Below are 23,796 nucleotides of genomic sequence, written 5' to 3'. Positions count from 1 at the left end.
CACACACGAACGATGACTGAACAGAAACGCAAGATCGAGAAGCTCACCGGCGTCAAAGGCATGAACGACATCCTTCCGCAGGATGCCGGCCTGTGGGAATTCTTCGAAGCTACCGTGAAATCGCTGCTGCGCGCGTACGGCTACCAGAACATCCGCACGCCGATCGTCGAACATACGCAGCTCTTCACGCGCGGCATCGGCGAAGTCACCGACATCGTCGAGAAGGAGATGTACAGCTTCACCGACGCGCTGAACGGCGAGAACCTGACGATGCGCCCGGAAAACACCGCGGCCGTCGTGCGTGCGGCGATCGAGCACAACATGCTGTACGACGGCCCGAAGCGCCTGTGGTACATCGGCCCGATGTTCCGTCACGAGCGTCCGCAGCGCGGCCGTTATCGCCAGTTTCACCAGGTCGGCGTCGAGGCGCTCGGCTTCGCGGGTCCCGATGCGGATGCCGAGATCATCATGATGTGCCAGCGCCTGTGGGACGACCTCGGCCTGACCGGCATCAAGCTCGAGATCAACTCGCTCGGCCTCGCCGAAGAGCGCGCCGCGCACCGCGTCGAACTGATCAAGTACCTCGAGCAGTTCGCCGACGTGCTCGACGAGGATGCGAAGCGCCGCCTGTACACGAACCCGCTGCGCGTACTCGACACGAAGAATCCCGCGCTGCAGGAGATCGCGCAGAACGCGCCGAAGCTGATCGATTTCCTCGGCGACGAATCGCGCGCGCATTTCGAAGGGCTGCAGCGCATGCTGCTCGCGAACAACATTCCGTTCAAGATCAATCCGCGTCTCGTGCGCGGCCTCGATTACTACAACCTGACCGTGTTCGAGTGGGTGACCGACAAGCTCGGCGCGCAGGGCACGGTCGCGGCCGGCGGCCGCTACGATCCGCTGATCGAGCAGCTCGGCGGCAAGCCGACCGCCGCGTGCGGCTGGGCGATGGGCATCGAGCGCATCCTCGAGCTGCTGAAGGAAGAGGATCTCGCGCCCGAGCAGGAAGGCGTCGACGTATACGTCGTGCACCAGGGCGAAACCGCGCGCGAACAGGCGTTCATCGCGGCCGAGCGCCTGCGCGACACGGGCCTCGACGTGATCTTCCACTGCAGCGCCGACGGCGCGCCGGCGAGCTTCAAGTCGCAGATGAAGCGGGCCGATGCAAGCGGCGCCGCGTTCGCGGTGATCTTCGGCGAAGAAGAGGTCGCGAACGGCACGGTGGGCGTGAAAGCGCTGCGCGGCGCGGGCGCGGAAGGGGAAAAGAACGTTCAGCAGACCGTACCGGTCGAAAGCTTGACCGAATTCCTAATCAATGCGATGGTTGCATCCGCCGAAGACGGCGACGACTGATCGCGCTGGCATCCGCTCGACAAGAAAAGCTGAACAGGAAGGAATCGCTCGCCGATGAGTTATCACGACGAACAAGAATCGATTGAAAGTCTCAAGGCGTGGTGGGCCCGCTGGGGCAACCTCACCACGTGGATCGTGCTCGCGGCGCTCGTCGTCGCGGCCGGATTCAACGGCTGGAACTACTGGCAGCGCCGTCAGGCCGCCGAGGCATCCGGGCTGTACGAACAGGTTCAGAAGGCGGCCGCCGCGAACGACAAGGCGACGATGGCCCGCGCGGCTGCCGACATGGAAGACAAGTTCGGCAGCACGCCGTATGCGCAGATGACGGCGCTCGCGGCCGCGAAGACGCTGTACGCGGCCGGCGATGCGGCAGGCGCGAAGGCGCAGCTGCAATGGGCCGCCGATCACGCCAAGGACGAAGAGTACAAGCAGATCGCGAAGCTGCGGCTCGCGTCGCTGCTGCTCGACGAGAAGGCGTACGATGCGGGCCTCGCGCTGCTGTCGGGTACGCCGGTCGATGCGTTCAAGGGCCTCGTGGCCGATCGCCGCGGCGATCTGCTGGCCGCGCAAGGCAAGACCGACGATGCGCGCGCGGCTTACAAGCTTGCGCTCGACGGCCTGTCGAAGGACGACCAGTCGGCACGCCAGCTCGTGCAGTTCAAGCTGGACGCGCTCGGCGGCTGAATCCCGGCCCCCTCAACCTCTTAACTCTGCTTCGCTAACCGATGAATTTGCTGAAACGTTACGCTGTGCCCGTTGCCTGCGCGGCGGCTGTCCTCGCTTTGGCGGCTTGCTCGTCGTCGAAGGACGCGCGCCGCGTGCCGACGCCGCTCACCGAGTTCAAGCCCGTGATGGACGTGCAACAGGTCTGGAAGGCGAGCGTCGGCAAGGGCGGACGCTACCTGTTCTCGCCGGTGGCCGTGGGCGACGCCGTCTATGCGGCGGGCGAAAACGGTTCGGTCGAGAAGATCGACGCGAAGACGGGCCAGACGCTGTGGCGCTCGAAGGTGGGTTCGGACCTGTCGGCCGGTGTCGGCAGCGACGGCAACCTGACCGCGGTCGGTGCGTTGAAGGGCGGCGTGTTCGTGCTGGGCCCGGACGGCAAGCAACTGTGGAAGACCACCGTGCAGGGCGAGATCTTCTCGCCGCCGCTCGTCGGCAATGGTCTCGTGATCGTGCGCACGATCGACGGCCAGGTGATCGCGTTCAACGCGCAGACGGGCGAGCAGAAGTGGAACTACCGCAACCGTGCGGTGCCGCTGAATCTGCGCGTGTCGGCCGGCATGACGTTCGCGGGCGACGCGGCCGTGCTCGCGGGCTTCCCGGGCGGCGGTCTCGTCGCGATCAACCTGCAGACGGGCGAGCCGTTCTGGCAGACCCCCGTGTCGTTCCCGAAGGGCGTGACCGAGGTCGAGCGCATCAACGACGTCAGCGGCCCGCCGACGCTCGTGGGCGCGGAAACCTGCGCGGTGACGTTCCAGGGTCAGCTCGGCTGCTTCGATGCGAACTCGGGCCGTCCGCTGTGGGAAAAACCGTTCTCGAGCCGCAGCGGCCTCGCGCAGGACGATTCGGTGGTCGCCGGCGGCGACGACTGGTCGGTCGTCACCGCGTACGACGCGGCCACGGGCAACCAGCTGTGGCGCAACGACAAGCTGAAGAGCCGTGACGTCGGCGTGCCGTACCTGCTCGGGCACGCGGTCGTGATGGGCGATTACAAGGGCTTCGTGCATTTCCTGTCGCGCGAAGACGGCAGCTTCATCGCGCGAATGAAGACCGACGGCAGCGCGATTACGGCGGCGCCGGTTCTCGCGGGCAATACGCTCGTCGTGCAGACGAAGGACGGCGGCCTGTACGGGTTCCGTCCGCGCTGACACGCGGGAAACAGGCGGGGCCGCGGCGCGGCGGGCCGGTCCCGCGCGCCGCGGCCCCGCGACTTGAAGGCGGCCGGCGTTCCCGGCCGCTCGGTATTTGAAAGGCAGTTCGAGACGAAAGACGACGGCGCGCGACGCGCGCCCGGCGCGCGCATCCGGCGCGGCGCGAATTCGTGATATTTTCATTCAGCGCAGCCGCCCGCAGCAGCGGGCCTCCCGCTGCTGCGCTTCACCGTAGAAAACACAGATGAAACCGGTCATTGCCCTCGTTGGGCGCCCCAATGTGGGGAAATCCACGCTGTTCAACCGGCTCACGCGCTCGCGCGATGCGCTGGTCGCCGACTTGCCGGGCTTGACGCGCGATCGCCATTACGGCGAAGGGCGCGTCGGCGAACGGCCCTACCTGGTCGTCGATACGGGCGGCTTCGAACCCGTCGCGAAGGACGGCATCCTGCACGAAATGGCGCGCCAGACGCGGCAGGCCGTCGAGGAAGCCGATGTCGTCGTGTTCATCGTCGACGGCCGCAACGGGCTCGCGCCGCAGGACAAGTCGATCGCCGACTACCTGCGCAAGACCGGCCGGCCGATCTTCCTCGTCGTCAACAAGGCCGAGGGGATGAAGTACACGGCGGTCGCCTCCGAGTTCTACGAGCTGGGGCTCGGCGATCCGCGCGCGATCTCGGCCGCGCACGGCGACGGCGTGACCGACATGATCAACGAGGCGCTCGAAGTCGCGTACGCGGGCCAGCCCGAGGAAGCGGACGAGGATGATCCGTCGCGCGGCATCAAGATCGCGATCGTCGGCCGTCCGAACGTCGGCAAGTCGACGCTCGTCAACGCGCTGATCGGCGAGGACCGCGTGATCGCGTTCGACATGCCGGGCACGACGCGCGATTCGATCTACGTCGACTTCGAGCGTAACGGCAAGAAATACACGCTGATCGACACGGCCGGCCTGCGCCGCCGCGGCAAGGTGTTCGAGGCGATCGAGAAGTTCTCGGTCGTGAAGACGCTGCAGTCGATCTCCGACGCGAACGTCGTCATTCTTCTGCTGGATGCGCAGCAGGACATTTCCGACCAGGACGCGCACATCGCCGGCTTCGTCGTCGAGCAGGGCCGCGCGCTCGTGATCGGCGTCAACAAGTGGGACGGCCTCGACGACCACGCGCGCGACCGCGCGAAAGCGGATTTGACCCGCAAGCTGAAATTCCTCGACTTCGCGAAATCGCACTTCATTTCGGCCGCGAAGAAGACGGGTATCGGCGCGCTGATGCGCTCGGTCGACGACGCCTACGCGGCGGCCATGGCGAAACTGCCGACGCCGAAGCTCACGCGCGCGCTGATCGAGGCCGTCGAATTCCAGCAGCCGCGCCGTCGCGGCCCGGTGCGTCCGAAGTTGCGCTACGCGCACCAGGGCGGCCAGAATCCACCGATCATCGTGATTCACGGCAACGCACTCGACGCGGTGACGGAAACCTACAAGCGCTACCTCGAAAACCGGTTCCGCGAAACTTTCTCGCTGACCGGGACTCCATTGCGCATAGAGTTCCGTTCGTCGAACAATCCGTACGCGGACAAGGGCTGACGCATGGCCCGCCACGGCTAGGCCGGAAGGCCTATGCACCGGGCGGGGCAGGCAAAATCAGCTATAGTGTAGCGATTGGCGCCGGATCTCTTTTTCTTCGCCGCCAATCCAGATCAACCTGCAAAAAAAGATGGAGTACGCCATGAGCAACAAAGGGCAATTGTTACAAGACCCGTTTTTGAACGCACTGCGCAAAGAGCACGTTCCCGTTTCGATCTACCTCGTCAACGGCATCAAGCTTCAAGGGAACATTGAATCGTTCGACCAGTACGTCGTGTTGCTCCGTAATACGGTGACCCAGATGGTTTACAAGCACGCCATCTCGACGGTCGTGCCGGCGCGCCCGGTGAATTTCCACCCGGACGCGGAAGCCTCGTCCTAACCTATCGCAGCGGCCGGCATCCGGTCGCCGCGAGCGACCGATGCCAGCCGCCTTATCTTGACACCCGATAATTTGATCAACGCAGCGCTCGTCGGCATCGATTTCGGCAAGACCGATTTCGAAGCCAGTCTCGAAGAACTCAGTCTTCTCGCCTCCAGTGCGGGAGCCCGTCCCGCCGTCACCCTCACGGGTCGTCGCGCCAGTCCCGATGCCAAGATGTTCATCGGCAGCGGCAAAGCCGAAGAGTTGCGGCTCGCCTGCGACGCGCACAACGTCGAAATCGTCATCTTCAACCACGCATTGGCGCCAGCCCAGCAACGCAATCTGGAGCAGGCGCTTAACAGGCGCGTGGTCGATCGCACGAGCCTCATCCTCGACATCTTCGCGCAGCGCGCCCGCAGCCACGAAGGCAAGCTGCAGGTCGAGCTCGCGCAGCTTCAATACCTGTCGACCCGGCTCATTCGCGCGTGGACCCACCTCGAACGGCAAAAGGGCGGTATCGGCCTGCGCGGCCCCGGCGAAACCCAGCTCGAAACCGACCGCCGGCTGATCGGCGAACGCATCAAGATGCTGAAGTCGCGGCTCGACCGGCTGCGCCGCCAGCACAGCACGCAGCGCCGGCAGCGCGCGCGCAGCGGCACGATGTCGGTGTCGCTCGTCGGCTATACGAACGCGGGCAAGTCGACGCTGTTCAATGCGCTGACGAAAGCGCAGGCCTACGCGGCCGACCAGCTTTTCGCGACGCTCGATACGACGTCGCGGCGCGTGTACCTCGGCGACGAGGTCGGGCAGATCGTCGTGTCCGATACGGTCGGGTTCATCCGCGAGCTGCCTCACCAGCTCGTCGCGGCGTTCCGGGCGACCCTCGAGGAAACGATCCATGCGGATTTGCTGCTGCACGTGGTCGATGCGTCGAGCGCGGTCCGGCTCGAGCAAATCGAGCAGGTCAACGGCGTGCTGCACGAGATCGGTGCGGACACGGTCCGGCAGGTCCTGGTGTTCAACAAGATCGACGCCGTGCCCGAGCTGGCGGCCCGCGGCGACGCGGTCGAGCGGGACGAATATGGTAATATTTCGCGCGTCTTTTTGAGCGCGCGCACCGGTCAGGGTCTTGATACGTTGCGTGCCGCCATCGCCGAAATCGCCTCCGCGGAACACCTTTCCAGCGCGACCTTGTCCGACGCGCTCGATGGCACGTCCGCTGAACCGCACGAAGACCACACGATTTCCGAACACGGGCGCTAACCGGCCCCGGCCGGTTCGCCGGCTTCCAATCTGGTGAACAAACTCTGGTGAACGAATACAACGAGCGGAGTACCTGGCGGCGGATGCGCGCCTTGTTGTCGATCAACGATCCCCGCTGGGGACGCGGCGAAGGCAATGGCAAGGACGGATCCCGCCCCCGCGCGAACGAATCGAAGCGTCCGCAAGGCGGCGACGGCGACGGTCCGCCCGATCTCGACGAGATGTGGCGCAACTTCAACCGACGCCTGAGCGGCCTGTTCGGCGGCAAGGGCGGTAACGGCTTGCGTCCCGACAACGGCCGGGCCGCACGGGTGGGCGTCGGCATCGTGATCGGCGTGCTGGTCGCGGTGTATGCGGGCAGCGGGCTGTTCGTCGTGCAGGAAGGCCAGACGGGCGTCGTGCTGCAGCTCGGCAAGCTGTCGGGCACGGTCGGCCAGGGCGTGCACTGGCGCGCGCCGTATCCGTTCGCGTCGCACGAGATCGTGGACACGTCGCAGGTCCGCTCGATCGAGATCGGCCGCAATAACGTCGTGCGCCTCGCGAACGTGAAGGAGGCCGCGATGCTGACGCGCGATGCCGACATCGTCGACGTGCGCTTCATCGTCCAGTACCGGATTCGTTCCGCCACCGATTACCTGTTCCGCAGCGTCGATCCCGAACGCAGCGTGTCGCAGGCCGCGCAGGCCGCGGTGCGCGCGATCGTCGGCACGCGCAGTGCGGCCGACATGCTGAATCAGGATCGCGATGCGCTGCGCGAGCAGCTTTCCACCGCGATCCAGCGTGATCTCGACCGCTACCAGTCGGGGCTCGAGGTGACGGCCGTCACGATGCAGAGCGTCGCGGCGCCCGACCAGACCCAGGCCGCGTACGCCGAAGTGGCGAAGGCGCGCGACGAGCGCGAGGCCGCGAAGCGCGCCGCGCAGGCCTACGCGAGCGACCTGCTGCCGAAGGCGCAGGGCGATGCGGCGAAGCTCGTCGACGAAGCGAAGGCGTATGCCGATCGCGTGGTCACGCAAGCCGAAGGCGATGCGGACCGCTTCAAGCAGGTCTACGCGCAGTACTCGAAGGCGCCCGCGGTCATCCGCGAGCGGATGTATCTCGAGACGATGCAGGAAATCTATTCGAACGCGACGAAGGTGTTCGTCGGCAACAAGGGCGGCAACAGCGTCGTGTATCTGCCGCTCGACAAGCTCGTCGAGCAGGGGCGGCAAAACGCCGCGGCGTCGACCGGCGCGTCCGGGCCCGATGCGGCGTCGGCCCCGGCTGCCACGACGCCGGCGGCAGCCGCGCCGGCACCGGCGAGCGCCGCACCGGCCGCCACCGCGTCGGGCGTCGACGTGCTGCGATCGCGCGAAGCGTTTCGCAGCCGGTCGCGTGAAGACGATACGAAGTAACGGGGAGCGCAGAACATGAACCGAATCATTGCGCTCGTCGTCGCAATCGTGATCGTCGCCTTCGCGGCATCGTCGACGGTCCTCACCGTCGATCCGCGCCATGCGGCCGTGCTGTCGGGCCGCGACGGTACGCAACCGGAGCTCGCGGGCCCCGGCGTCCACTTCAAGCTGCCGCCGCCGCTGCAGACGGCCACGCTGATCGACACGCGCGTGCAGTCGCTCGAGTCGTCCGATCCGCTGCAACTGGCAACCGAAGACAAGCACGACCTGCTGGTCGCGTATGCGGCGAAGTACCGGATCAGCGATCCGATGAAGTATTTCACCGCGACGGGCGGCGACCCGGCGGCGGCCGCCGACCGGCTGGCCGGCGTGCTGAAGGGCGCGCTCGGCGACGCATTCGGCAAGCGCGCGCTCGACGATGCGCTCGGCGGCCAGCGCGCGATCGCCGAGGCCGCGCGCGATGCGGCGAAGGCGCAAGCGTCCGGTTTCGGCGTCGACGTGGTCGATGTTCAGCTCACGCGTGTCGACTTGCCGGCCGCGCAGGCGGACGCCGTCTATCAACGGATGATCGGCGCGTTGCGCGATCAGGCGGCCCAGGTGCGTGCGCAAGGCGCGGCCGACGTCGAGCAGATCAAGGCCGACGCCGAACGCGAGCAGCAGGCCGTGCTCGCGAACGCGTACAAGTCCGCGCAGACGATCAAGGGCGAGGGCGACGCGAAGGCCGCGACGATCGCCGCCGACGCGTTCGGCCGCGATCCGCAGTTCTATCAGTTCTACGCGAGCCTGCAGGCCTACCGGAATACGTTCAAGCGCAACGACATCATCGTCGTCGATCCCGACAGCGAGTTCTTCCGCTTCATGCGCAGCCCGACGGGCGGCGCCGCACCGGCGGCGCCCGCTCCCCGCAAACATTGACCTTGGGGCGCCGCGTCGAGCGGCGCCGTCGCTCGCATGGACCTGGCTGGCTCGTTGTTGCTCGCGGTAGCGCTGATGCTGATCATCGAGGGGGCGTTCCCTTTCGTGTTTCCCGTCGCCTGGCGCGACACGTTTCGTAGAATAGCGGAGCGGCCGCCGCATCATATCCGGATCGGCGGGCTGATCGTGATGGTGCTCGGGCTCGTGCTGCTGTTGCTCGCGACCTGACTGGCGCCCCGATCCGGATGGCGCATCCGCCGTTCGTTCCGCCCGATTTCGAAGTTCCGATTCAACTCGCGGCGCGCGTGTCGCGCGCCGTTTCCCGTCGTAGGACCGTACCGATGTCGACCTGGTTACTTCCCGAGAATATCGCCGACGTGCTGCCGTCGGAAGCGCGCAAGATCGAGGAGCTGCGCCGCAGGCTGCTCGATCGCTTCCGTTCGTACGGCTACGAAATGGTGATGCCGCCGCTGCTCGAGTATCTCGAGTCGCTGCTGACGAGCGGCGGCGCCGATCTGCGCCTGCGCACCTTCAAGCTGGTCGACCAGTTGTCGGGCCGTACGCTCGGCCTGCGCGCGGACATCACGCCGCAGGTCGCGCGGATCGACGCGCACCTGTTGAACCGGCAGGGCGTGACGCGCCTCTGCTACGCGGGCCACGTGATGCATACGCGTCCGCGCGGCCTGCACGCGACGCGCGAGCAGATCCAGATCGGCGCCGAAATCTACGGGCACGCCGGGCTGGAAGCCGATCTCGAGATCCAGCAGCTGATGCTCGATGCGCTGCATCTCGCGGGCCTGTCGCGCATCCGTCTCGACCTCGGTCACGCGGGCGTGCTCGCGGCGCTGCTGGCGCGCGACGCGCAGGCCGCCGAGCGCGGCGAGTTGCTGTACGACGCGCTGTCGGGCAAGGACGTGCCGCTGCTGAACGAACTCACCGACGATCTCGGCGCCGATACGCGTGCCGCGCTGCGCGCGCTGCCGAACCTCTACGGCGACGCGAGCGTGCTCGCCGAGGCGCGTACGCGCCTGCCGGTGCTGCCCGAAATCACGCGGGCGCTCGACGATCTCGCGCAGCTTGCGTCGCAGGCGAAGGGCGTCGAAGTCGCGATCGATCTCGCCGACCTGCGCGGCTACGCGTACCACAGTGGCGCGATGTTCAGCGCCTACATCGACGGCGTGCCGAACGCGATTGCGCGCGGCGGCCGTTACGACCACGTGGGGCAGGCCTATGGCCGGGCGCGTCCGGCAACCGGCTTCTCGCTCGACCTGCGCGAGCTCGCGCGGATTTCGCCGGTCGAGGCTCGCGGCACCGCGATCCTTGCGCCATGGGCGCAGGACGACGCGCTGGGCGCGGCTGTCGCAGCGCTGCGCGATGCGGGCGAGGTCGTGATCCAGGCGCTCCCGGGCCACGACCACGTGCTCGACGAATTCGCGTGCGATCGCTCGCTCGTGGAGCGCAACGGCGCATGGGTGGTCGAACCCCGATAAACAGGCGTTCGCGGGTCGCGCTTCGGCGTGCATATCGTTGAAGCGAAACGGAAAAATTCGGAATCGCCCGCGAACATAGGTAGAATACGTTTTTAACCAGCTAACGAATCAACATGTCTGCCAGCGCAGTGAACGTGACTCCCGGGCGCAATGTCGTCGTCGTGGGAACGCAATGGGGTGATGAAGGCAAGGGCAAGATCGTCGACTGGCTGACGGACCACGCTCAGGGCGTCGTGCGTTTCCAGGGCGGTCACAACGCCGGCCACACCCTCATCATCGGCGGCAAGAAAACGATCTTGCGCCTCATTCCGTCGGGCATCATGCGTGAAGGCGTCGCCTGCTACATCGGCAACGGCGTCGTCCTGTCCCCCGAAGCACTGTTCAAGGAAATCGGCGAGCTCGAAGAAGCCGGCGTGAACGTGCGCGACCGTCTGTTCATCTCCGAAGCCACGACGCTGATCCTGCCGTATCACATCGCGATCGACCAGGCGCGCGAAGCGCGCAAGGGCGCGGGCAAGATCGGCACGACGGGCCGCGGCATCGGGCCCGCGTACGAAGACAAGGTCGGCCGTCGCGCGCTGCGCGTGCAGGACCTGTTCGACGCGAAGACCTTCGCCGATCGCCTGCGCGAAAACCTCGATTTCCACAATTTCGTGCTGACCCAATATTTGGGCGGTGCGGCCGTCGACTTCCAGGCCACGCTCGACACGATGCTCGGCTATGCCGACCGCCTGAAGCCGATGGTGGCCGACGTGTCGCGCCGCCTGTACGACGCGAACAACGCGGGCCAGAACCTGCTGTTCGAAGGCGCGCAAGGCACGCTGCTCGACATCGACCACGGCACCTATCCGTTCGTCACGTCGAGCAACTGCGTCGCGGGCGCGGCATCGGCCGGCGCCGGCGTCGGTCCGCAGAAGCTGAACTACATCCTCGGCATCACGAAGGCGTACTGCACGCGCGTCGGCTCGGGCCCGTTCCCGAGCGAACTGTACGATGCGGACAACCCGCAGCGTCAGGACCAGGTCGGCGTCACGCTCGCGAACGTCGGCAAGGAATTCGGCTCGGTTACCGGCCGTCCGCGCCGCACCGGCTGGCTCGATGCAGCGGCGCTGCGCCGCTCGATCCAGATCAACGGCGTGTCGGGCCTGTGCATGACGAAGCTCGACGTGCTCGACGGTCTCGATGAAGTCAAGCTGTGCGTCGGCTACCAGGTCGACGGCAAGGACGTGGACATTCTGCCGCGTGGCGCGGTCGACGTCGCGCGCTGCGAACCGGTGTACGAAACGTTCGCCGGCTGGAAGGAAAGCACCGTCGGCATCAAGACGTGGGACGCGCTGCCGGCCAACGCGCAGGCTTACCTGAGCCGCGTCCAGGAAGTGGCTGGCGTGCCGGTCGACATGGTGTCGACGGGCCCGGACCGCGACGAAACGATCCTGCTCCGCCATCCGTTCAAGGTGTAATTCCCAAGATGACGCAGCAAATCACGATGACGGCGGCAGACTTGATGACCGATCCGCGCAACGACGACAAGAACCTGTGGGTAGGCTGGGACGAGTATCACCGTCTGATCGAGCTGCTCGCGCTCCAGGTGCATGCGTCGGGCTGGAAGTTCGACCAGATCCTGTGCCTCGCGCGCGGCGGCCTGCGCGTCGGCGACCAGCTGTCGCGCATCTATGACGTGCCGCTCGCGATCCTCGCGACGAGCTCGTACCGGGAAGCGGCCGGCACCCAGCAGGGCGAGCTCGACATCGCGCAGTACATCACGATGACGCGCGGCCATCTCGCGGGCAACGTGCTCCTGGTCGACGATCTCGTCGATTCGGGCGTCACGCTCGCGCGCGTGCAGGAGCACCTGAAGGAGCGCTATCCGGCGGTCACGGCGGTGCGTTCGGCCGTGCTCTGGTACAAGGGTTGCTCGAAGGTCAAGCCCGACTATCACACGCAGTTCCTGCCGACGAATCCGTGGATTCATCAGCCGTTCGAGGAGTGGGACACGGTTCGTCCGCACAACCTCGAGGCGTGGATCAAGCGCGGTCGCGCGCAGCGCGACGGTTCGGGCGCGTAAGCGGCCGGCCGATCGAAGGAAAGCCTGGTACGGCGCCGCTTGCGGCGCCGTTTTCGTTGGTGCGCGCGTTGCGCCGCGCGGCGCGCCTTGCGCACCCCGATAGGCAGGCGGCGCGGTCCCGGCTATGATGGCAGCCCTGCCACAGGTGGCGCCGGATTGCATGCGCGGCGTGGATCACGTGGTTCCACGGCAACACGGCAGGGCGGCGTTTCACGGGGGCGCGAGTAGAATAGCGCTCGTTTTGTCCGACCCGGACCCGATTATTACGCTTCATATGAACGACACGACTCACGCGACCGACGCCGCACACGCGCCGCATTCGACGCAACAACATTCGATGCGGGCGCTAGCGATAGCAGCCATCGGCGTCGTGTTCGGCGACATCGGCACCAGCCCGCTGTATTCGCTCAAGGAGGCGTTCAGCCCCGCGCACGGGATTCCGCTGACCGAAGGGTCGATTCTCGGCGTGATCTCGCTGCTGTTCTGGGCCATCGTGCTGGTGGTCGGCGTCAAATACCTGCTGTTCGTGATGCGCGCCGACAACAACGGCGAAGGCGGCGTGCTCGCGCTGATGGCGCTGTCGCTGCGGCCGCTCGACTCCAAAACCCGTGTCGCGGGCGCGCTGATGGCACTCGGGATATTCGGCGCGTGCATGTTCTACGGGGACGCGGTGATCACGCCGGCGATCTCCGTGATGTCGGCCGTCGAAGGTCTCGAGATCGCGACGCCGCACCTGTCCCATCTCGTGCTGCCGATCACGATCGTGATCCTGATCGCGCTGTTCTGGATCCAGCGGCACGGTACCGCGCTGGTCGGCAAGCTGTTCGGCCCGATCATGGTGCTGTGGTTCGTCGTGATCGCGGCGCTCGGCGTGTACCACATCGTTCGCGTGCCGGGCATCATCGCGGCAATCAATCCGTATTACGCGGCGTCGTTCATGGCCGACCACCTGCTGCAGGCCTACGTCGTGCTCGGCTCGGTCGTGCTGGTGCTGACCGGCGCGGAAGCGCTCTATGCGGACATGGGCCACTTCGGTGCGAAGCCGATCCGCTACGCCGCGTACGGGCTCGTGATGCCGTCGCTCGTGCTGAACTATTTCGGCCAGGGCGCGCTGCTGATCCAGAATCCGAAAGCGATCGAGAATCCGTTCTTCCTGCTGGCGCCCGAATGGGGGCTGCTGCCGCTCGTCGTGCTGTCGACGGTCGCGACCGTGATCGCGTCGCAGGCCGTGATCTCGGGCGCGTATTCGCTGACGTCGCAGGCGATCCAGCTCGGTTACGTGCCGCGCATGAAGGTGCTGCATACGTCCGAGCTCGCGATCGGTCAGATCTACGTGCCGGTCGTGAACTGGCTGCTGCTGTTCGTGATCCTCTGTATCGTCGTCGGTTTCAAGAGTTCGGACAATCTCGCGGCTGCGTACGGTATCGCGGTGACGGCGACGATGGTGATCACGACCGTGCTCGCGTGCGTCGTGATGGTGAAGGTGTGGAACTGGAACCGGCTGCTGGTGGGCGCGATCATCGCCGTGTTCCTCGCGATCGACCTCGGCTTTTTCGGCGCGAACCTGCTGAAGGTCGCGCAGGGCGGCTGGCTGCCGCTCGGCATCGGCGCGCTGCTGTTCTTCCTGCTGATGACCTGGTACAAGGGGCGCCACATCGTCAAGGAGCGCACGGCGGCCGACGGTATTCCGCTGGAGCCGTTCCTGCAGGGGCTGCTCGCGCATCCGCCGCATCGCGTGTCGGGCACCGCGATCTACCTGACCGGCAACGACAAGCTCGTCCCCGTCAGCCTGCTGCACAACCTGAAGCACAACAAGGTGCTGCACGAGCGAACCATTTTCCTGACGTTCGTCACGCGCGATTTTCCTTACGTGCGCGACGACAAGCGCCTGAGCTCACGCGATGCCGGCGGCGGGCTGTACATCGTCAAGGCCGAGTACGGCTTCAACGAGACGCCGGACGTGAAGGCGGTGCTCGAGGAATTCGGCCGCTCGCACGACATGACGTTCGAGTTGATGGATACGTCGTTCTTCCTCGCGCGCGAAACGGTCGTGCCGACGCATCTGCCGGGGATGTCGATCTGGCGCGAGCGCGTGTTCGCGTGGATGCATCAGAACGCCGCGAAGCCGACCGATTTCTTTTCGATTCCGGCGAACCGCGTCGTCGAGCTCGGCACGAAGATCGAGATCTGACCGGTGCGGTGGGGCCGTGCATGCGGCCCATGCCGGCCAGGCTGCGCGTTTCGCCGAAGCAATAAAAAACCCGCCGGAAGGCGGGTTTTTTATTGCTTCGGGCGCCTTCGCGCTCAGCGCTTGAGCTTCGCGAATGCCGCGGCCATCGCGCCTGCCGGTTCCGGCTCGCGGGAACGCTGCGGGCGAGCGGCACCGCGCCCCGCGTTGCCGCGATCCTGGCCGCCGCGCGACGACATGCCGGGCGCTGCCGCGTCGTCGTCGAGGCGCATCGTCAGCGCAATGCGCTGGCGTTTCACGTCGACGTCGAGCACCTTCACCTTGACGACCTGGCCGGCTTTCACGACTTCGTGCGGGTCCTTGATGAACTTCGTCGACATCGCCGACACGTGCACGAGGCCGTCCTGGTGCACGCCGATATCCACGAACGCGCCGAACGCGGCGACGTTCGTCACGACGCCTTCGAGCGTCATGCCCGGCACGAGATCCGATACCTTCTCGACGCCTTCGCGGAACGTGGCCGTCTTGAATTCCGGACGCGGATCGCGACCCGGCTTTTCCAGTTCGGCCAGGATGTCGCGCACGGTCGGCAGGCCGAAACGTTCGTCAACAAATTCCATCGGAGACAGGCCCGACAGCGCTTCGCGGTTGCCGAGCACGTCGTCGATGCGCTTGTTGATCTTCGCGAGCATCCGTTCGACGACCGGATATGCTTCCGGGTGCACCGACGAGCGGTCGAGCGGATTCTCGCCGCCGTTGATGCGCAGGAAGCCGGCGGCTTGCTCGAAGGTCTTGTCGCCCAGGCGCGGCACCTTGCGCAGGTGCTCGCGCGACGGGAACGGGCCGTTCGCATCGCGGTAGTCGACGATGTTGCGCGCGAGCGTCGCGTTCAGGCCCGACACGCGGGCGAGCAGCGGGACGGACGCCGTGTTCGCGTCGACGCCGACCGCGTTCACGCAATCCTCGACGACCGCGTCGAGCGAGCGGGCGAGTTCGCGCTGGTTCACGTCGTGCTGGTACTGGCCGACGCCGATCGCCTTCGGCTCGATCTTCACGAGCTCGGCGAGCGGGTCCTGCAGGCGGCGGGCGATCGACACGGCGCCGCGCAGCGACACGTCGAGCTCCGGGAATTCCTTCGCGGCGAGCTCGGACGCCGAGTAGACCGACGCGCCGGCTTCCGACACGACGATCTTCTGCAACCGCAGTTCGGGGTGCTTCGCGATCAATTCGCTCGCGAGCTTGTCGGTTTCACGGGACGCGGTGCCGTTGCCGATGCTGATCAGCTCGGCCTGCGTCTGCGCGGCGATGCGCGCGAGTTTCGCGATCGAGCCGTCCCAGTCGCGGCGCGGTTCGTGCGGGTAGATCGTGTCGGTCGCGAGCAGCTTGCCGGTGCGGTCGACCACGGCGACCTTCACGCCCGTGCGCAGGCCGGGGTCGAGACCGATCACCGCCTTCGGACCGGCCGGCGCGGCCAGCAGCAGGTCGTTGAGGTTGCGCGCGAACACGCGGATCGCCTCGGTTTCGGCCGTTTCGCGCAACTGCGTGAGCAGTTCGTTTTCGATGTGCGGCTGCACCTTCACGCGCCAGCACCAGCGGCAGACGTCGGACAGCCATTTGTCGGCCGGGCGATTCTGGTTCGCGATCCCGAAATGGCGCGCGATCATCGCCTCGCCCGGGTGCGGCACCTGCGCGTCGAGCTCCTCGCCGAGGCCGAGCTTGATCGTCAGCACGCCGGCGTTGCGGCCGCGGAACAGCGCGAGCGCGCGGTGCGACGGCACGGTCTTGATCGTTTCCGCGTAGTCGTAATAGTCGCGGAATTTCTCGCCTTCCTCGTTTTCCTTGCCCTCGACGACGGCCGACGACACCACGCCCTGGTTGTGCAGGTAGTCGCGCAGCTTGCCGAGCAGCTCCGCCGTCTCGCCGAACTGTTCGGACAGGATGTCGCGCGCGCCGTCGAGCGCGGCCTTCACGTCGGCGACGCCCTTGTCGGCGTCGACGTACGCGGCCGCCTCCGCCTGCGGGTCGAGCAGCGGGTTCGCGAGCAGCGCGTGCGCGAGCGGCTCGAGGCCGGCTTCGCGGGCGATCTGCGCGCGCGTGCGGCGCTTCGGCTTGTACGGCAGATAAAGGTCTTCGAGCACCTGCTTGCTGTCGGCCGCGTCGATCGCGGCGCGCAGTTCGTCGGTCAGCTTGCCCTGTTCGTCGATGCTCGACAGGATCGCGGCGCGGCGATCCTCGAGCTCGCGCAGGTACAGGAGGCGTTCCTCGAGCTGGCGCAGCTGCGTGTCGTCCAGGTTGCCGGTCACTTCCTTGCGGTACCGGGCAATGAACGGAACGGTCGAGCCTTCGTCGAGGAGTTGCACGGCCGCCGCGACCTGGCGCGGCTGGACGGACAGTTCGGTGGCGATGCGCTGTACGATCTTGAGTGCTACGGTTTCCGTCATGTCGTGGATGGTCTGTCTGCCTGCTGAAATCGCGGCGCGGGCCGGCAGGCCCGCAGCGGCGGACTGCACGGTGGGCCCGCCGGGGCAAGGCCGCGGGTGAATGGAGCGGGGCATTTTGCCATAAATGGCGGAGCGTCCAGCCGGGGGTGATAGAATTTGACACATGTCCCGCAGCTTTCCTACGACGTTGCCAACTTCCCGTATTTCTCTCGTCGCGCTCGGCGCAGCGCTCGCCGCGGCTTTGTCTGCCGGGGCTTCCGGCGCATTCGCGCAGGCCTCGGACGCCGCCGCGTCCGCGCCCGTTGCCGCCTCCGCCGCCCCGGATTTCGACGCCCGTCAAAAAGTGCTCAATCAGCGCTCCGCGGAAAACGATTATCGTTATGCGGTGGCGGAGCACGATTGCTACAGCAAATTCTTCGTCAATCACTGTCTCGGCAAGGCGCGCGACCGGATGCGCGAGGAGCGGGCGAGCATCCGCCAGGAGCAGCTCGCGCTCAACGACGAGCAGCGCGCTGTGCGGGCGCAGCAGCGCGACCAGCAGCAGGCGCTGAAGCAGGCGCAGAACGCGGCGGAAGCGCCGCAGCGGGCGGCGAACGACGCGGCGAACGCGGCTGCATTCCGCGACAAGCAGGAGCAGAATGCACTGAAGCAGGCGCAGCGCGGCGCGGAAGGGCCGCAACGCGCGGCGAGCAAGCAGGCATACGACCAGAAGCAGGCGGATTTCCAGCGCAAGCTCGACCAGGCGCACCAGCAGGCGGCGCAGAAGGCGCAGGAGCGGGCGGACAACGCCGCGCGCTACGAGCAGAAGCAGAAGGAAGCCGCGCAGCACAAGGCCGATGTCGAGCGGCGTCAGCAGGAAGCGGCCGAGAAGGCCAGGCAGCAGCAACAGCAGGGGCAGTAACGTGTTGAATTGATCGGGATCAGTCTCGGGCGCGTCGGCACGCCAGCCGTCGCGCTGCTTCGATGAGGAGGCAACTATGCAAAACCGTCACACGGAACAGCAGCAGGAATTGCACAACCGTTTGGCTGCATTGCAGGAGCAGCACCAGCAGCTCGCTCGGGAGATCGAGCTGAAGGAAGGACACTCCGACATCGACGACATCACGCTGCACCGCCTGAAGAAGGAAAAGCTGGCGGCCAAGGACAAAATCATTTTGCTGCAATCGCAGCTCGAACCGGATAAGCGCGCCTGAGCGCGGCCTGGCAAGCGCCGGCGCCGCCCGGGCGCTGGACACAGGAACGCTTGCCTTGAATTCACCGCTTGAAGCCACCCCCGATGCCCGGCGTGACACGACGTCCGCCGCGCGCGCTCGTGCGCCCGAAGGCACTTTCGAGCTGAGCCGCAAGCGCGTCGACGAACTCGACACGATCTTTGGCGAAGGCGGATTGCTGGCGCGCGCACTCGACGGTTACCGGCCGCGTACGTCGCAGATCGAGATGGCGCGGGCGGTCGCGTCCGCGATGGAGGCATCCGCACGCCGGATGCCCGAGCCCGAGATCTTCGAAACCCGCAAGCGGCCGGCGCGCCGCCTGGGCGACGCCGACAAGACGGCCGCGCCGGCCGCGGACGACGCCGCGGCCGCCGAATCCGACCACGACGCGGGCGACAACACGCTGATCGTCGAGGCCGGCACGGGTACCGGCAAGACCTACGCGTATCTGGTGCCTGCGATGCTGTGGGGCGGCAAGGTGATCGTGTCGACCGGCACGAAGCATCTGCAGGACCAATTGTTCCTGCGCGACATCCCGACCGTGCGCAACGCGCTCGCGGTGCCGGTGTCGGTCGCGATGCTCAAGGGCCGCGCCAACTACCTGTGCCACTACTACCTGCAACGCACGGCCGACAACGGCCGGCTGCCGTCGCGGCAGGACACGGCCTATCTGCAGGAAATCGTCCGCTTCGCGAAAATCACGAAGAGCGGCGACAAGGCCGAACTCGCGAGCGTGCCCGAAAACGCGCCCGTGTGGTCGATGGTCACGTCGACGCGGGACAACTGCCTCGGCCAGGAATGCCCGCACTACAAGGAATGCTTCGTGATGCAGGCGCGGCGCGAGGCCCAGCAGGCCGACATCGTCGTCGTCAACCATCACCTGTTCTTCGCGGACATCATGTTGCGCGACACGGGGATGGCCGAACTGCTGCCGAACGCGAACACGATCATCTTCGACGAAGCGCACCAGTTGCCGGAGACGGCGACGCTGTTCTTCGGCGAAACGCTGTCGACGACGCAGATTCTCGAGCTCGCGCGCGACACCGTGGCCGAAGGCCTGAGCCATGCGCGCGACGCGGTCGAGTGGGTGAAGCTCGGCGGCGATCTCGAGCGTGCGGCGCGCGACTTGCGCCTCGCGTTCGCGAACGACCAGATCGTGCGCATGTCGCTCGCGCAACTGGGCGACGATCACCCGATGTTCGGTGCGCTCGACGCGCTCGACGTCGCGCTCGATGCGCTCGCATCGGCGCTCGCGAGCCAGGCCGAGCGCGCGGAATCGCTCGGTGCGTGCCTGCGCCGCGCCCGCGAGCTGCAGGACCTGCTGGCCGGCTGGGTCGCGCCCGGCGCGTCGGAAGCGGCCGCGCAGGCCGATGCGGCAGCCGCCGGCGACAACGCGGCATCCGAAGGCGATCCGAACGAGAAGGTGCGCTGGGTCGAGGTGTTCGCGCATACCGTGCAACTGCACGAAACGCCGCTGTCGGTCGCGCCGATTTTCGCGAAGCAGCGTGCGGGCGTGCCGCGCGCATGGGTGTTCACGTCGGCCACGCTGTCGGTGCGCGGCGATTTCACGCACTACGCGGCGCAGATGGGCCTGAGCTCGCGCCGTTCGATGACGCTCGCCAGCCCGTTCGATTACCAGTCGCAGGGGCTGCTGTACGTGCCGCGCAACCTGCCGCAGCCGTCTTCGCCCGCGTTCACCGATGCCGTGTTCGATGCCGCGCTGCCGGCGATCGAGGCGTCCGGCGGCGGCGTGTTCATGCTGTGCACGACGCTGCGCGCGGTCGACCGGATCGCGTCGAAGCTGCGCGACGTGATCGAATCGCGCGGCTGGAACATGCCGCTGCTCGTGCAGGGCGACGCAAGCCGCACGGAGCTGCTTGACCGCTTTCGCGCGTACGGCAATGCGATCCTGGTCGGCAGCCAGAGTTTCTGGGAAGGCGTGGACGTGCGCGGCGATGCGTTGTCGCTGGTCGTGATCGACAAGCTGCCGTTCGCGCCGCCGGACGATCCGGTGCTGGCCGCGCGGCTCGATGCGTTGACGAAGAAGGGGTTGAGCCCGTTTGCGGTGCATCAATTGCCGCAGGCCGTGATCACGCTGAAGCAGGGCGCGGGCCGGCTGATTCGTGCCGAGACGGATCGCGGCGTGCTGATGATCTGCGATACGCGGCTCGTCGACAAGCCGTACGGGCGCCGGATCTGGCAGAGCCTGCCGCCGTTCAAGCGCACGCGCGAGATCGCGGTCGTCCAGGATTTCTTCGACGAGCACCGCTCGGACAAGCGCGCGTGACCGCATGCGCGGCGCTGGCCGCGCGAACGCACCGGCGCTGCCTGCATGCGGCGCCAATAAAAAACCCGGCTCGTTGGCCGGGTTTTTTGTGTGCGCGCCGGGGTGTTACGTCGCGCCGTGCTTCAGAACTGCCACCACGACTTCTTCGTACCGGGGCGCGAATGGCCCGTCACGTACGGGCTGTCGGGGAACGTGCCCGCGAGCACGCGCTTGGTGTCTTCGGCGAGTTCCGGTTGGTTCAGCTTGCCGTACGACAGGATCATGATGTGCAGCGCATCCTCGATCGCCGGCGCACCCTTGTAGTCCTTGATCGCGAGCTGCGCGCGGTTGATGGCCGCGACATACGCGCCGCGGCGGTAGTAGTAGTCGGCCGCATGCACTTCGTGCGACGCGAGCGCGTTGACGATGTAGCGCATCCGCGCGGCCGCATCGGGCGCGTACTTGCTCTTCGGGAAGCGGTCGACGACCACCTTGAACGCATCGTACGATTCGCGCAGCGCCTGCGGATCGCGCTCGCTCATGTCCTGGCCGGAGAAGCGCCCGAACAGGCCGAGATCGTCGTTGAAGTGGATCATCCCCTTCAGGTAGTACGCGTACGGGATATCCGGGTGATCGGGGTGGAGCTGGATGAAGCGATCGACGGCCTGGTCGGCCGCTGCCGCTTCGTTGTCCTTCCAGTTGCAGTATGCAACGTTGATCTGCGCCTGCTGCGCGAAATGGCCGAACGGATCGCGGCCTTGCAGCGATTCGAAATATTTCGCGCACTTGCCCCAGTCGCCGCCGGACAGTGCGTCCTGGGCCTCTGAGTATAATTTGTTGTTCGACCAGGTAGCCGTCTCGTCCTGCTTCTGCGGCAAGCCGTGGCAGCCGGCGATGAGGGCCGCGGCCGCTACCGCCGCAGCCCGGGCGGCGACGGTTCTGGCCGTGCGTTTGGTCGAATTCATCATGCTCGCATGTCCTAGCTTCAAGTCTCGGTGACCCAGTCTAAATGACCCGTTCAAGTTCGCAGAATGCCCAGCCGGGCACACCAAATCGCGAAGATTATAGCCCAAGCGATCGGCCCGCCGACGCTGCGTCGGGGGATTCCCTCGATGACGATCTGGCCGGCGACGCCATGCAGCCGCCCGTGGTGCCGTCCGCGGCGGGCGACGACGCGCCGCGCATCGTCGAAGTGCCGCTGTCGCTTGCCGGCGAACGGCTCGACAAGGCGCTCGCCCAACTGTTCCCCGAATTCTCGCGCAGCCGCCTGCAGAACTGGATCGAGGCGCAGCGCGTGCTCGTCGACGGCGCGCCGGCGAAGATCCGCCAGCCGGTGCCGCTCGGCGCGAAGATCGCGCTCGTGCCCGACCTGCTGCCCGAGCAGCTCGCGTTCACGCCTGAGCCCGTGCCGCTCGACGTGATCTACGAGGATGACGCGCTCGTCGTCATCAACAAGCCGGCCGGCCTCGTCGTGCATCCGGCCGCCGGCAACTGGAGCGGCACGATCCTCAACGGCCTACTGCATCGCTACGGCGACGCGGCGGCCGGCCTGCCGCGGGCAGGGATCGTCCACCGGCTCGACAAGGAAACTTCCGGCCTGATGGTGGTCGCACGCACGCTGGCCGCGCAGACGGACCTCGTGCGCCAGTTGCAGGCCCGCACGGTGAAGCGCCGCTATTTCGCGCTCGTGTGGGGCACGATGCCGGAGGAGGGCACGATCGACGCGCCGATCGGCCGCGACCCGCGCGAGCGTACGCGCATGGCCGTCGTCACGGGGGCGTCGGGCAAGCCCGCGCGCACGCATTTCCGCACGGTTGACACATGCCTGTGGCAACGTCAGCCGGTGTCGGCGATTCAGTGCGATCTCGAGACCGGCCGCACGCACCAGATCCGCGTGCATTGCGCGCACGCCGGGCACCCGCTGCTCGGCGATCCGGTCTACGGGCATGCGCGCGGCAAGCGTTCGGTCACGCCGCTGCCGGACGGATTCGCACGGCAGGCGCTGCATGCGTGGCGGCTCGGCCTCGTGCATCCGGTCACGGGCAAGGCGATGCAGTGGCGCTGCCCGCTGCCGGACGACATGAATGCGCTCGTCGCGGCGCTCGGCTTCGGACAGGGCGACGAGGAATTCGACGACGACGACGGTGTCTACGACGATGACGATTTCGGCGGCGAGTATCACGACGACGAGCCGTATCTGGACGATGAGGAGGAGTGAGTGCCGATGACGAACCTGGCGCCGTTGACGTGGCGGGACTGCGTGCAGCCCGACTGGCAGGTGTCGCCGCGCGTGCGTGCGCTGATCACGACGCGCAACGGCGGTGTGAGCGAAGGTCCGTACGGGCGCTGGCAGGACGGCGCCGCGCTGCCGGGCGGGATGAATCTCGGCCTGCATACCGGCGACGATCCGGACCATGTCGCCGTCAATCGCGCGCGCGTGCTCGCGCTCGCGGGCCAGTCGAGCGCCGCATGGCTCGAACAGGTTCACGGCGCGCAGATCGTGCAGGCGGACGCGGTGATCGCCGCGGCGCCTGCCGCCACGGCGCCGGTGCAGGCCGACGCGAGCGTCACGGACCAGCCAGGCGCCGTCTGCGTCGTGATGGTGGCCGATTGCCTGCCCGTGCTGCTGTGCGACGCGCAGGGTCGCGCGGTCGGCGCCGCGCATGCGGGCTGGCGCGGGCTCGCGGCCGGCATCGTCGAGCAGACCGCGGCGCGCGTCGCGGCGCTCGCGGGCGGCGCGGCGGATACGCTGCATGCCTATCTCGGGCCGGCGATCGGCCCGCGGGCGTTCGAGGTCGGCGCCGACGTGCGCGATGCGTTTCTCGACACGGCTCCGCAGTCGGAGCATGATGAAACCCGTCATGCGTTCGTCGCGATCGACGGCGCGCCCGGCAAGTTTCTCGCCGATCTCTACGCGCTCGCGCGCCTGCGACTCGCGCGTGCGGGAGTGGCGCACGTGAGCGGCGGGACGGCTTGCACGGTCGCCGAACGCACGCGCTTCTATTCGTATCGACGCGACCGCGTGACGGGCCGCATGGCCGCGGCAATCTGGCTCGCCGATTGATCGCACGCGCATGCGCGGGTTTTGTTGCGCCGCGAAATCGCTTTATCTCGATATTGAGGCGGCAATGCGGCGTTGCATGCGCGACTGAATGAAAAATTCCGACGTCAAGCCAGAAAAAATGTTTTATGTTTTGTCGGAACCCTTGTCCCGTCTGTTGTGCGAGGATTATCTCCGTGCGGAAATGTTCAGTGGTTTGATCGCGCATCACATGGGGAAAACGATAATGATAAAAATACCGCACTGCGGCAGAATCTGGAGACGCCTCTCCAGAGCATGACGGCCCGGCTCGCAGCCGGCACGCCGCGCGCGAGCAGGATTTCACGATT

The 23,796-nt window shown here is 66.8% G+C and carries 20 protein-coding genes; 18 read left to right on the top strand and 2 right to left on the bottom strand.

Annotated features, from left to right (window positions below; genetic code table 11):
* The first annotated feature begins 12 nt into the window (after positions 1-12).
* The 13 genes from hisS to QZM15_RS21485 all read left to right on the top strand — a co-directional run bounded on the left by hisS (position 13) and on the right by QZM15_RS21485 (position 14,491).
* Complete coding sequence (gene hisS / locus QZM15_RS21545) at positions 13-1,353, top strand: histidine--tRNA ligase (RefSeq protein WP_302107221.1); 1,341 nt, start codon at positions 13-15, stop codon at positions 1,351-1,353.
* Positions 1,354-1,407: 54 nt separating this feature from the next.
* On the top strand, positions 1,408-2,037 hold the full coding sequence (locus tag QZM15_RS21540; protein ID WP_006761402.1) for a tetratricopeptide repeat protein: 630 nt from the start codon (positions 1,408-1,410) through the stop codon (positions 2,035-2,037).
* A 41-nt stretch (positions 2,038-2,078) separates the two neighbouring features.
* Positions 2,079-3,224 (top strand): outer membrane protein assembly factor BamB, encoded by a 1,146-nt coding sequence (bamB, locus tag QZM15_RS21535; RefSeq protein WP_059645732.1) that lies wholly within the window; start codon positions 2,079-2,081, stop codon positions 3,222-3,224.
* 247 nt (positions 3,225-3,471) lie between these two features.
* Positions 3,472-4,809 (top strand): ribosome biogenesis GTPase Der, encoded by a 1,338-nt coding sequence (der, locus tag QZM15_RS21530; RefSeq protein WP_059585312.1) that lies wholly within the window; start codon positions 3,472-3,474, stop codon positions 4,807-4,809.
* Between the two features lie 142 nt (positions 4,810-4,951).
* Complete coding sequence (gene hfq, locus QZM15_RS21525) at positions 4,952-5,191, top strand: RNA chaperone Hfq (RefSeq protein ID WP_006399927.1); 240 nt, start codon at positions 4,952-4,954, stop codon at positions 5,189-5,191.
* A 72-nt stretch (positions 5,192-5,263) separates the two neighbouring features.
* Positions 5,264-6,436 carry a GTPase HflX gene (hflX, locus tag QZM15_RS21520; protein WP_179231732.1) on the top strand — a complete coding sequence of 391 codons (1,173 nt, stop codon included), beginning with the start codon at positions 5,264-5,266 and terminating at the stop codon, positions 6,434-6,436.
* A gap of 47 nt (positions 6,437-6,483) precedes the next feature.
* Positions 6,484-7,830, top strand: coding sequence for an FtsH protease activity modulator HflK (gene hflK, locus QZM15_RS21515; protein ID WP_089464806.1), 1,347 nt, complete (start codon positions 6,484-6,486; stop codon positions 7,828-7,830).
* A gap of 15 nt (positions 7,831-7,845) precedes the next feature.
* Positions 7,846-8,745 (top strand): protease modulator HflC, encoded by a 900-nt coding sequence (hflC, locus tag QZM15_RS21510; RefSeq protein ID WP_059645746.1) that lies wholly within the window; start codon positions 7,846-7,848, stop codon positions 8,743-8,745.
* Positions 8,746-8,781: 36 nt separating this feature from the next.
* Positions 8,782-8,973, top strand: coding sequence for a DUF2065 domain-containing protein (locus QZM15_RS21505; RefSeq protein WP_006478685.1), 192 nt, complete (start codon positions 8,782-8,784; stop codon positions 8,971-8,973).
* 113 nt (positions 8,974-9,086) lie between these two features.
* Complete coding sequence (locus QZM15_RS21500; RefSeq protein WP_302107220.1) at positions 9,087-10,235, top strand: ATP phosphoribosyltransferase regulatory subunit; 1,149 nt, start codon at positions 9,087-9,089, stop codon at positions 10,233-10,235.
* Between the two features lie 113 nt (positions 10,236-10,348).
* Complete coding sequence (locus tag QZM15_RS21495; RefSeq protein WP_059585316.1) at positions 10,349-11,695, top strand: adenylosuccinate synthase; 1,347 nt, start codon at positions 10,349-10,351, stop codon at positions 11,693-11,695.
* 8 nt (positions 11,696-11,703) lie between these two features.
* Positions 11,704-12,300: a phosphoribosyltransferase gene (locus QZM15_RS21490; RefSeq protein ID WP_059585317.1), complete on the top strand. Its 597-nt coding sequence runs from the start codon at positions 11,704-11,706 to the stop codon at positions 12,298-12,300.
* 274 nt (positions 12,301-12,574) lie between these two features.
* Positions 12,575-14,491: a potassium transporter Kup gene (locus QZM15_RS21485; protein WP_059585318.1), complete on the top strand. Its 1,917-nt coding sequence runs from the start codon at positions 12,575-12,577 to the stop codon at positions 14,489-14,491.
* A gap of 113 nt (positions 14,492-14,604) precedes the next feature.
* Here QZM15_RS21485 and QZM15_RS21480 read toward each other — a convergent pair whose 3' ends face one another.
* Positions 14,605-16,929, bottom strand: coding sequence for a Tex family protein (locus QZM15_RS21480; protein WP_059585319.1), 2,325 nt, complete (start codon positions 16,927-16,929; stop codon positions 14,605-14,607).
* A gap of 163 nt (positions 16,930-17,092) precedes the next feature.
* Between QZM15_RS21480 and QZM15_RS21475 the strand changes: the two genes are divergently transcribed.
* From QZM15_RS21475 to QZM15_RS21465, 3 genes are all read left to right on the top strand, one after another.
* Complete coding sequence (locus QZM15_RS21475) at positions 17,093-17,830, top strand: hypothetical protein (RefSeq protein ID WP_059585320.1); 738 nt, start codon at positions 17,093-17,095, stop codon at positions 17,828-17,830.
* Between the two features lie 76 nt (positions 17,831-17,906).
* Entirely contained in the window at positions 17,907-18,122 is a 216-nt protein-coding gene (locus QZM15_RS21470) for a YdcH family protein (protein ID WP_006478692.1), read from the top strand.
* 55 nt (positions 18,123-18,177) lie between these two features.
* Positions 18,178-20,427 carry an ATP-dependent DNA helicase gene (locus QZM15_RS21465; protein WP_302107219.1) on the top strand — a complete coding sequence of 750 codons (2,250 nt, stop codon included), beginning with the start codon at positions 18,178-18,180 and terminating at the stop codon, positions 20,425-20,427.
* 122 nt (positions 20,428-20,549) lie between these two features.
* Here QZM15_RS21465 and QZM15_RS21460 read toward each other — a convergent pair whose 3' ends face one another.
* Entirely contained in the window at positions 20,550-21,374 is an 825-nt protein-coding gene (locus QZM15_RS21460) for an outer membrane protein assembly factor BamD (protein ID WP_046545840.1), read from the bottom strand.
* A gap of 41 nt (positions 21,375-21,415) precedes the next feature.
* On the opposite strand from QZM15_RS21460, the gene QZM15_RS21455 reads away from it, so the two are divergent.
* A complete protein-coding gene (locus QZM15_RS21455) occupies positions 21,416-22,624 on the top strand; it encodes an RluA family pseudouridine synthase (RefSeq protein ID WP_302107218.1) in 1,209 nt (402 codons plus the stop codon).
* Positions 22,625-22,630: 6 nt separating this feature from the next.
* Complete coding sequence (gene pgeF / locus QZM15_RS21450; RefSeq protein ID WP_060316871.1) at positions 22,631-23,470, top strand: peptidoglycan editing factor PgeF; 840 nt, start codon at positions 22,631-22,633, stop codon at positions 23,468-23,470.
* The last annotated feature ends 326 nt before the right edge of the window (positions 23,471-23,796 follow it).

It is taken from the genome of Burkholderia sp. AU44665 (genome assembly GCF_030504405.1).
Classification (GTDB): Bacteria; Pseudomonadota; Gammaproteobacteria; order Burkholderiales; family Burkholderiaceae; genus Burkholderia; species Burkholderia semiarida.
The sequence above is the reverse complement of the archived record's forward strand: the minus strand, read 5'-3'. Positions and strand labels throughout refer to the sequence as shown.

Coding starts and splice junctions, on each gene's coding strand:
- QZM15_RS21495 (WP_059585316.1), top strand. CDS start 10,349: ATGTCTGCCAGCGCAGTGAACGTGACTCCCGGGCGCAATGTCGTCGTC.
- der (WP_059585312.1), top strand. CDS start 3,472: ATGAAACCGGTCATTGCCCTCGTTGGGCGCCCCAATGTGGGGAAATCC.
- QZM15_RS21455 (WP_302107218.1), top strand. CDS start 21,416: ATGACCCGTTCAAGTTCGCAGAATGCCCAGCCGGGCACACCAAATCGC.
- hisS (WP_302107221.1), top strand. CDS start 13: ATGACTGAACAGAAACGCAAGATCGAGAAGCTCACCGGCGTCAAAGGC.
- hfq (WP_006399927.1), top strand. CDS start 4,952: ATGAGCAACAAAGGGCAATTGTTACAAGACCCGTTTTTGAACGCACTG.
- QZM15_RS21485 (WP_059585318.1), top strand. CDS start 12,575: ATGAACGACACGACTCACGCGACCGACGCCGCACACGCGCCGCATTCG.
- bamB (WP_059645732.1), top strand. CDS start 2,079: ATGAATTTGCTGAAACGTTACGCTGTGCCCGTTGCCTGCGCGGCGGCT.
- QZM15_RS21505 (WP_006478685.1), top strand. CDS start 8,782: ATGGACCTGGCTGGCTCGTTGTTGCTCGCGGTAGCGCTGATGCTGATC.
- QZM15_RS21540 (WP_006761402.1), top strand. CDS start 1,408: ATGAGTTATCACGACGAACAAGAATCGATTGAAAGTCTCAAGGCGTGG.
- QZM15_RS21475 (WP_059585320.1), top strand. CDS start 17,093: ATGTCCCGCAGCTTTCCTACGACGTTGCCAACTTCCCGTATTTCTCTC.
- QZM15_RS21460 (WP_046545840.1), bottom strand. CDS start 21,374: ATGATGAATTCGACCAAACGCACGGCCAGAACCGTCGCCGCCCGGGCT.
- QZM15_RS21490 (WP_059585317.1), top strand. CDS start 11,704: ATGACGCAGCAAATCACGATGACGGCGGCAGACTTGATGACCGATCCG.
- hflC (WP_059645746.1), top strand. CDS start 7,846: ATGAACCGAATCATTGCGCTCGTCGTCGCAATCGTGATCGTCGCCTTC.
- QZM15_RS21500 (WP_302107220.1), top strand. CDS start 9,087: ATGTCGACCTGGTTACTTCCCGAGAATATCGCCGACGTGCTGCCGTCG.
- QZM15_RS21470 (WP_006478692.1), top strand. CDS start 17,907: ATGCAAAACCGTCACACGGAACAGCAGCAGGAATTGCACAACCGTTTG.
- pgeF (WP_060316871.1), top strand. CDS start 22,631: ATGACGAACCTGGCGCCGTTGACGTGGCGGGACTGCGTGCAGCCCGAC.
- QZM15_RS21480 (WP_059585319.1), bottom strand. CDS start 16,929: ATGACGGAAACCGTAGCACTCAAGATCGTACAGCGCATCGCCACCGAA.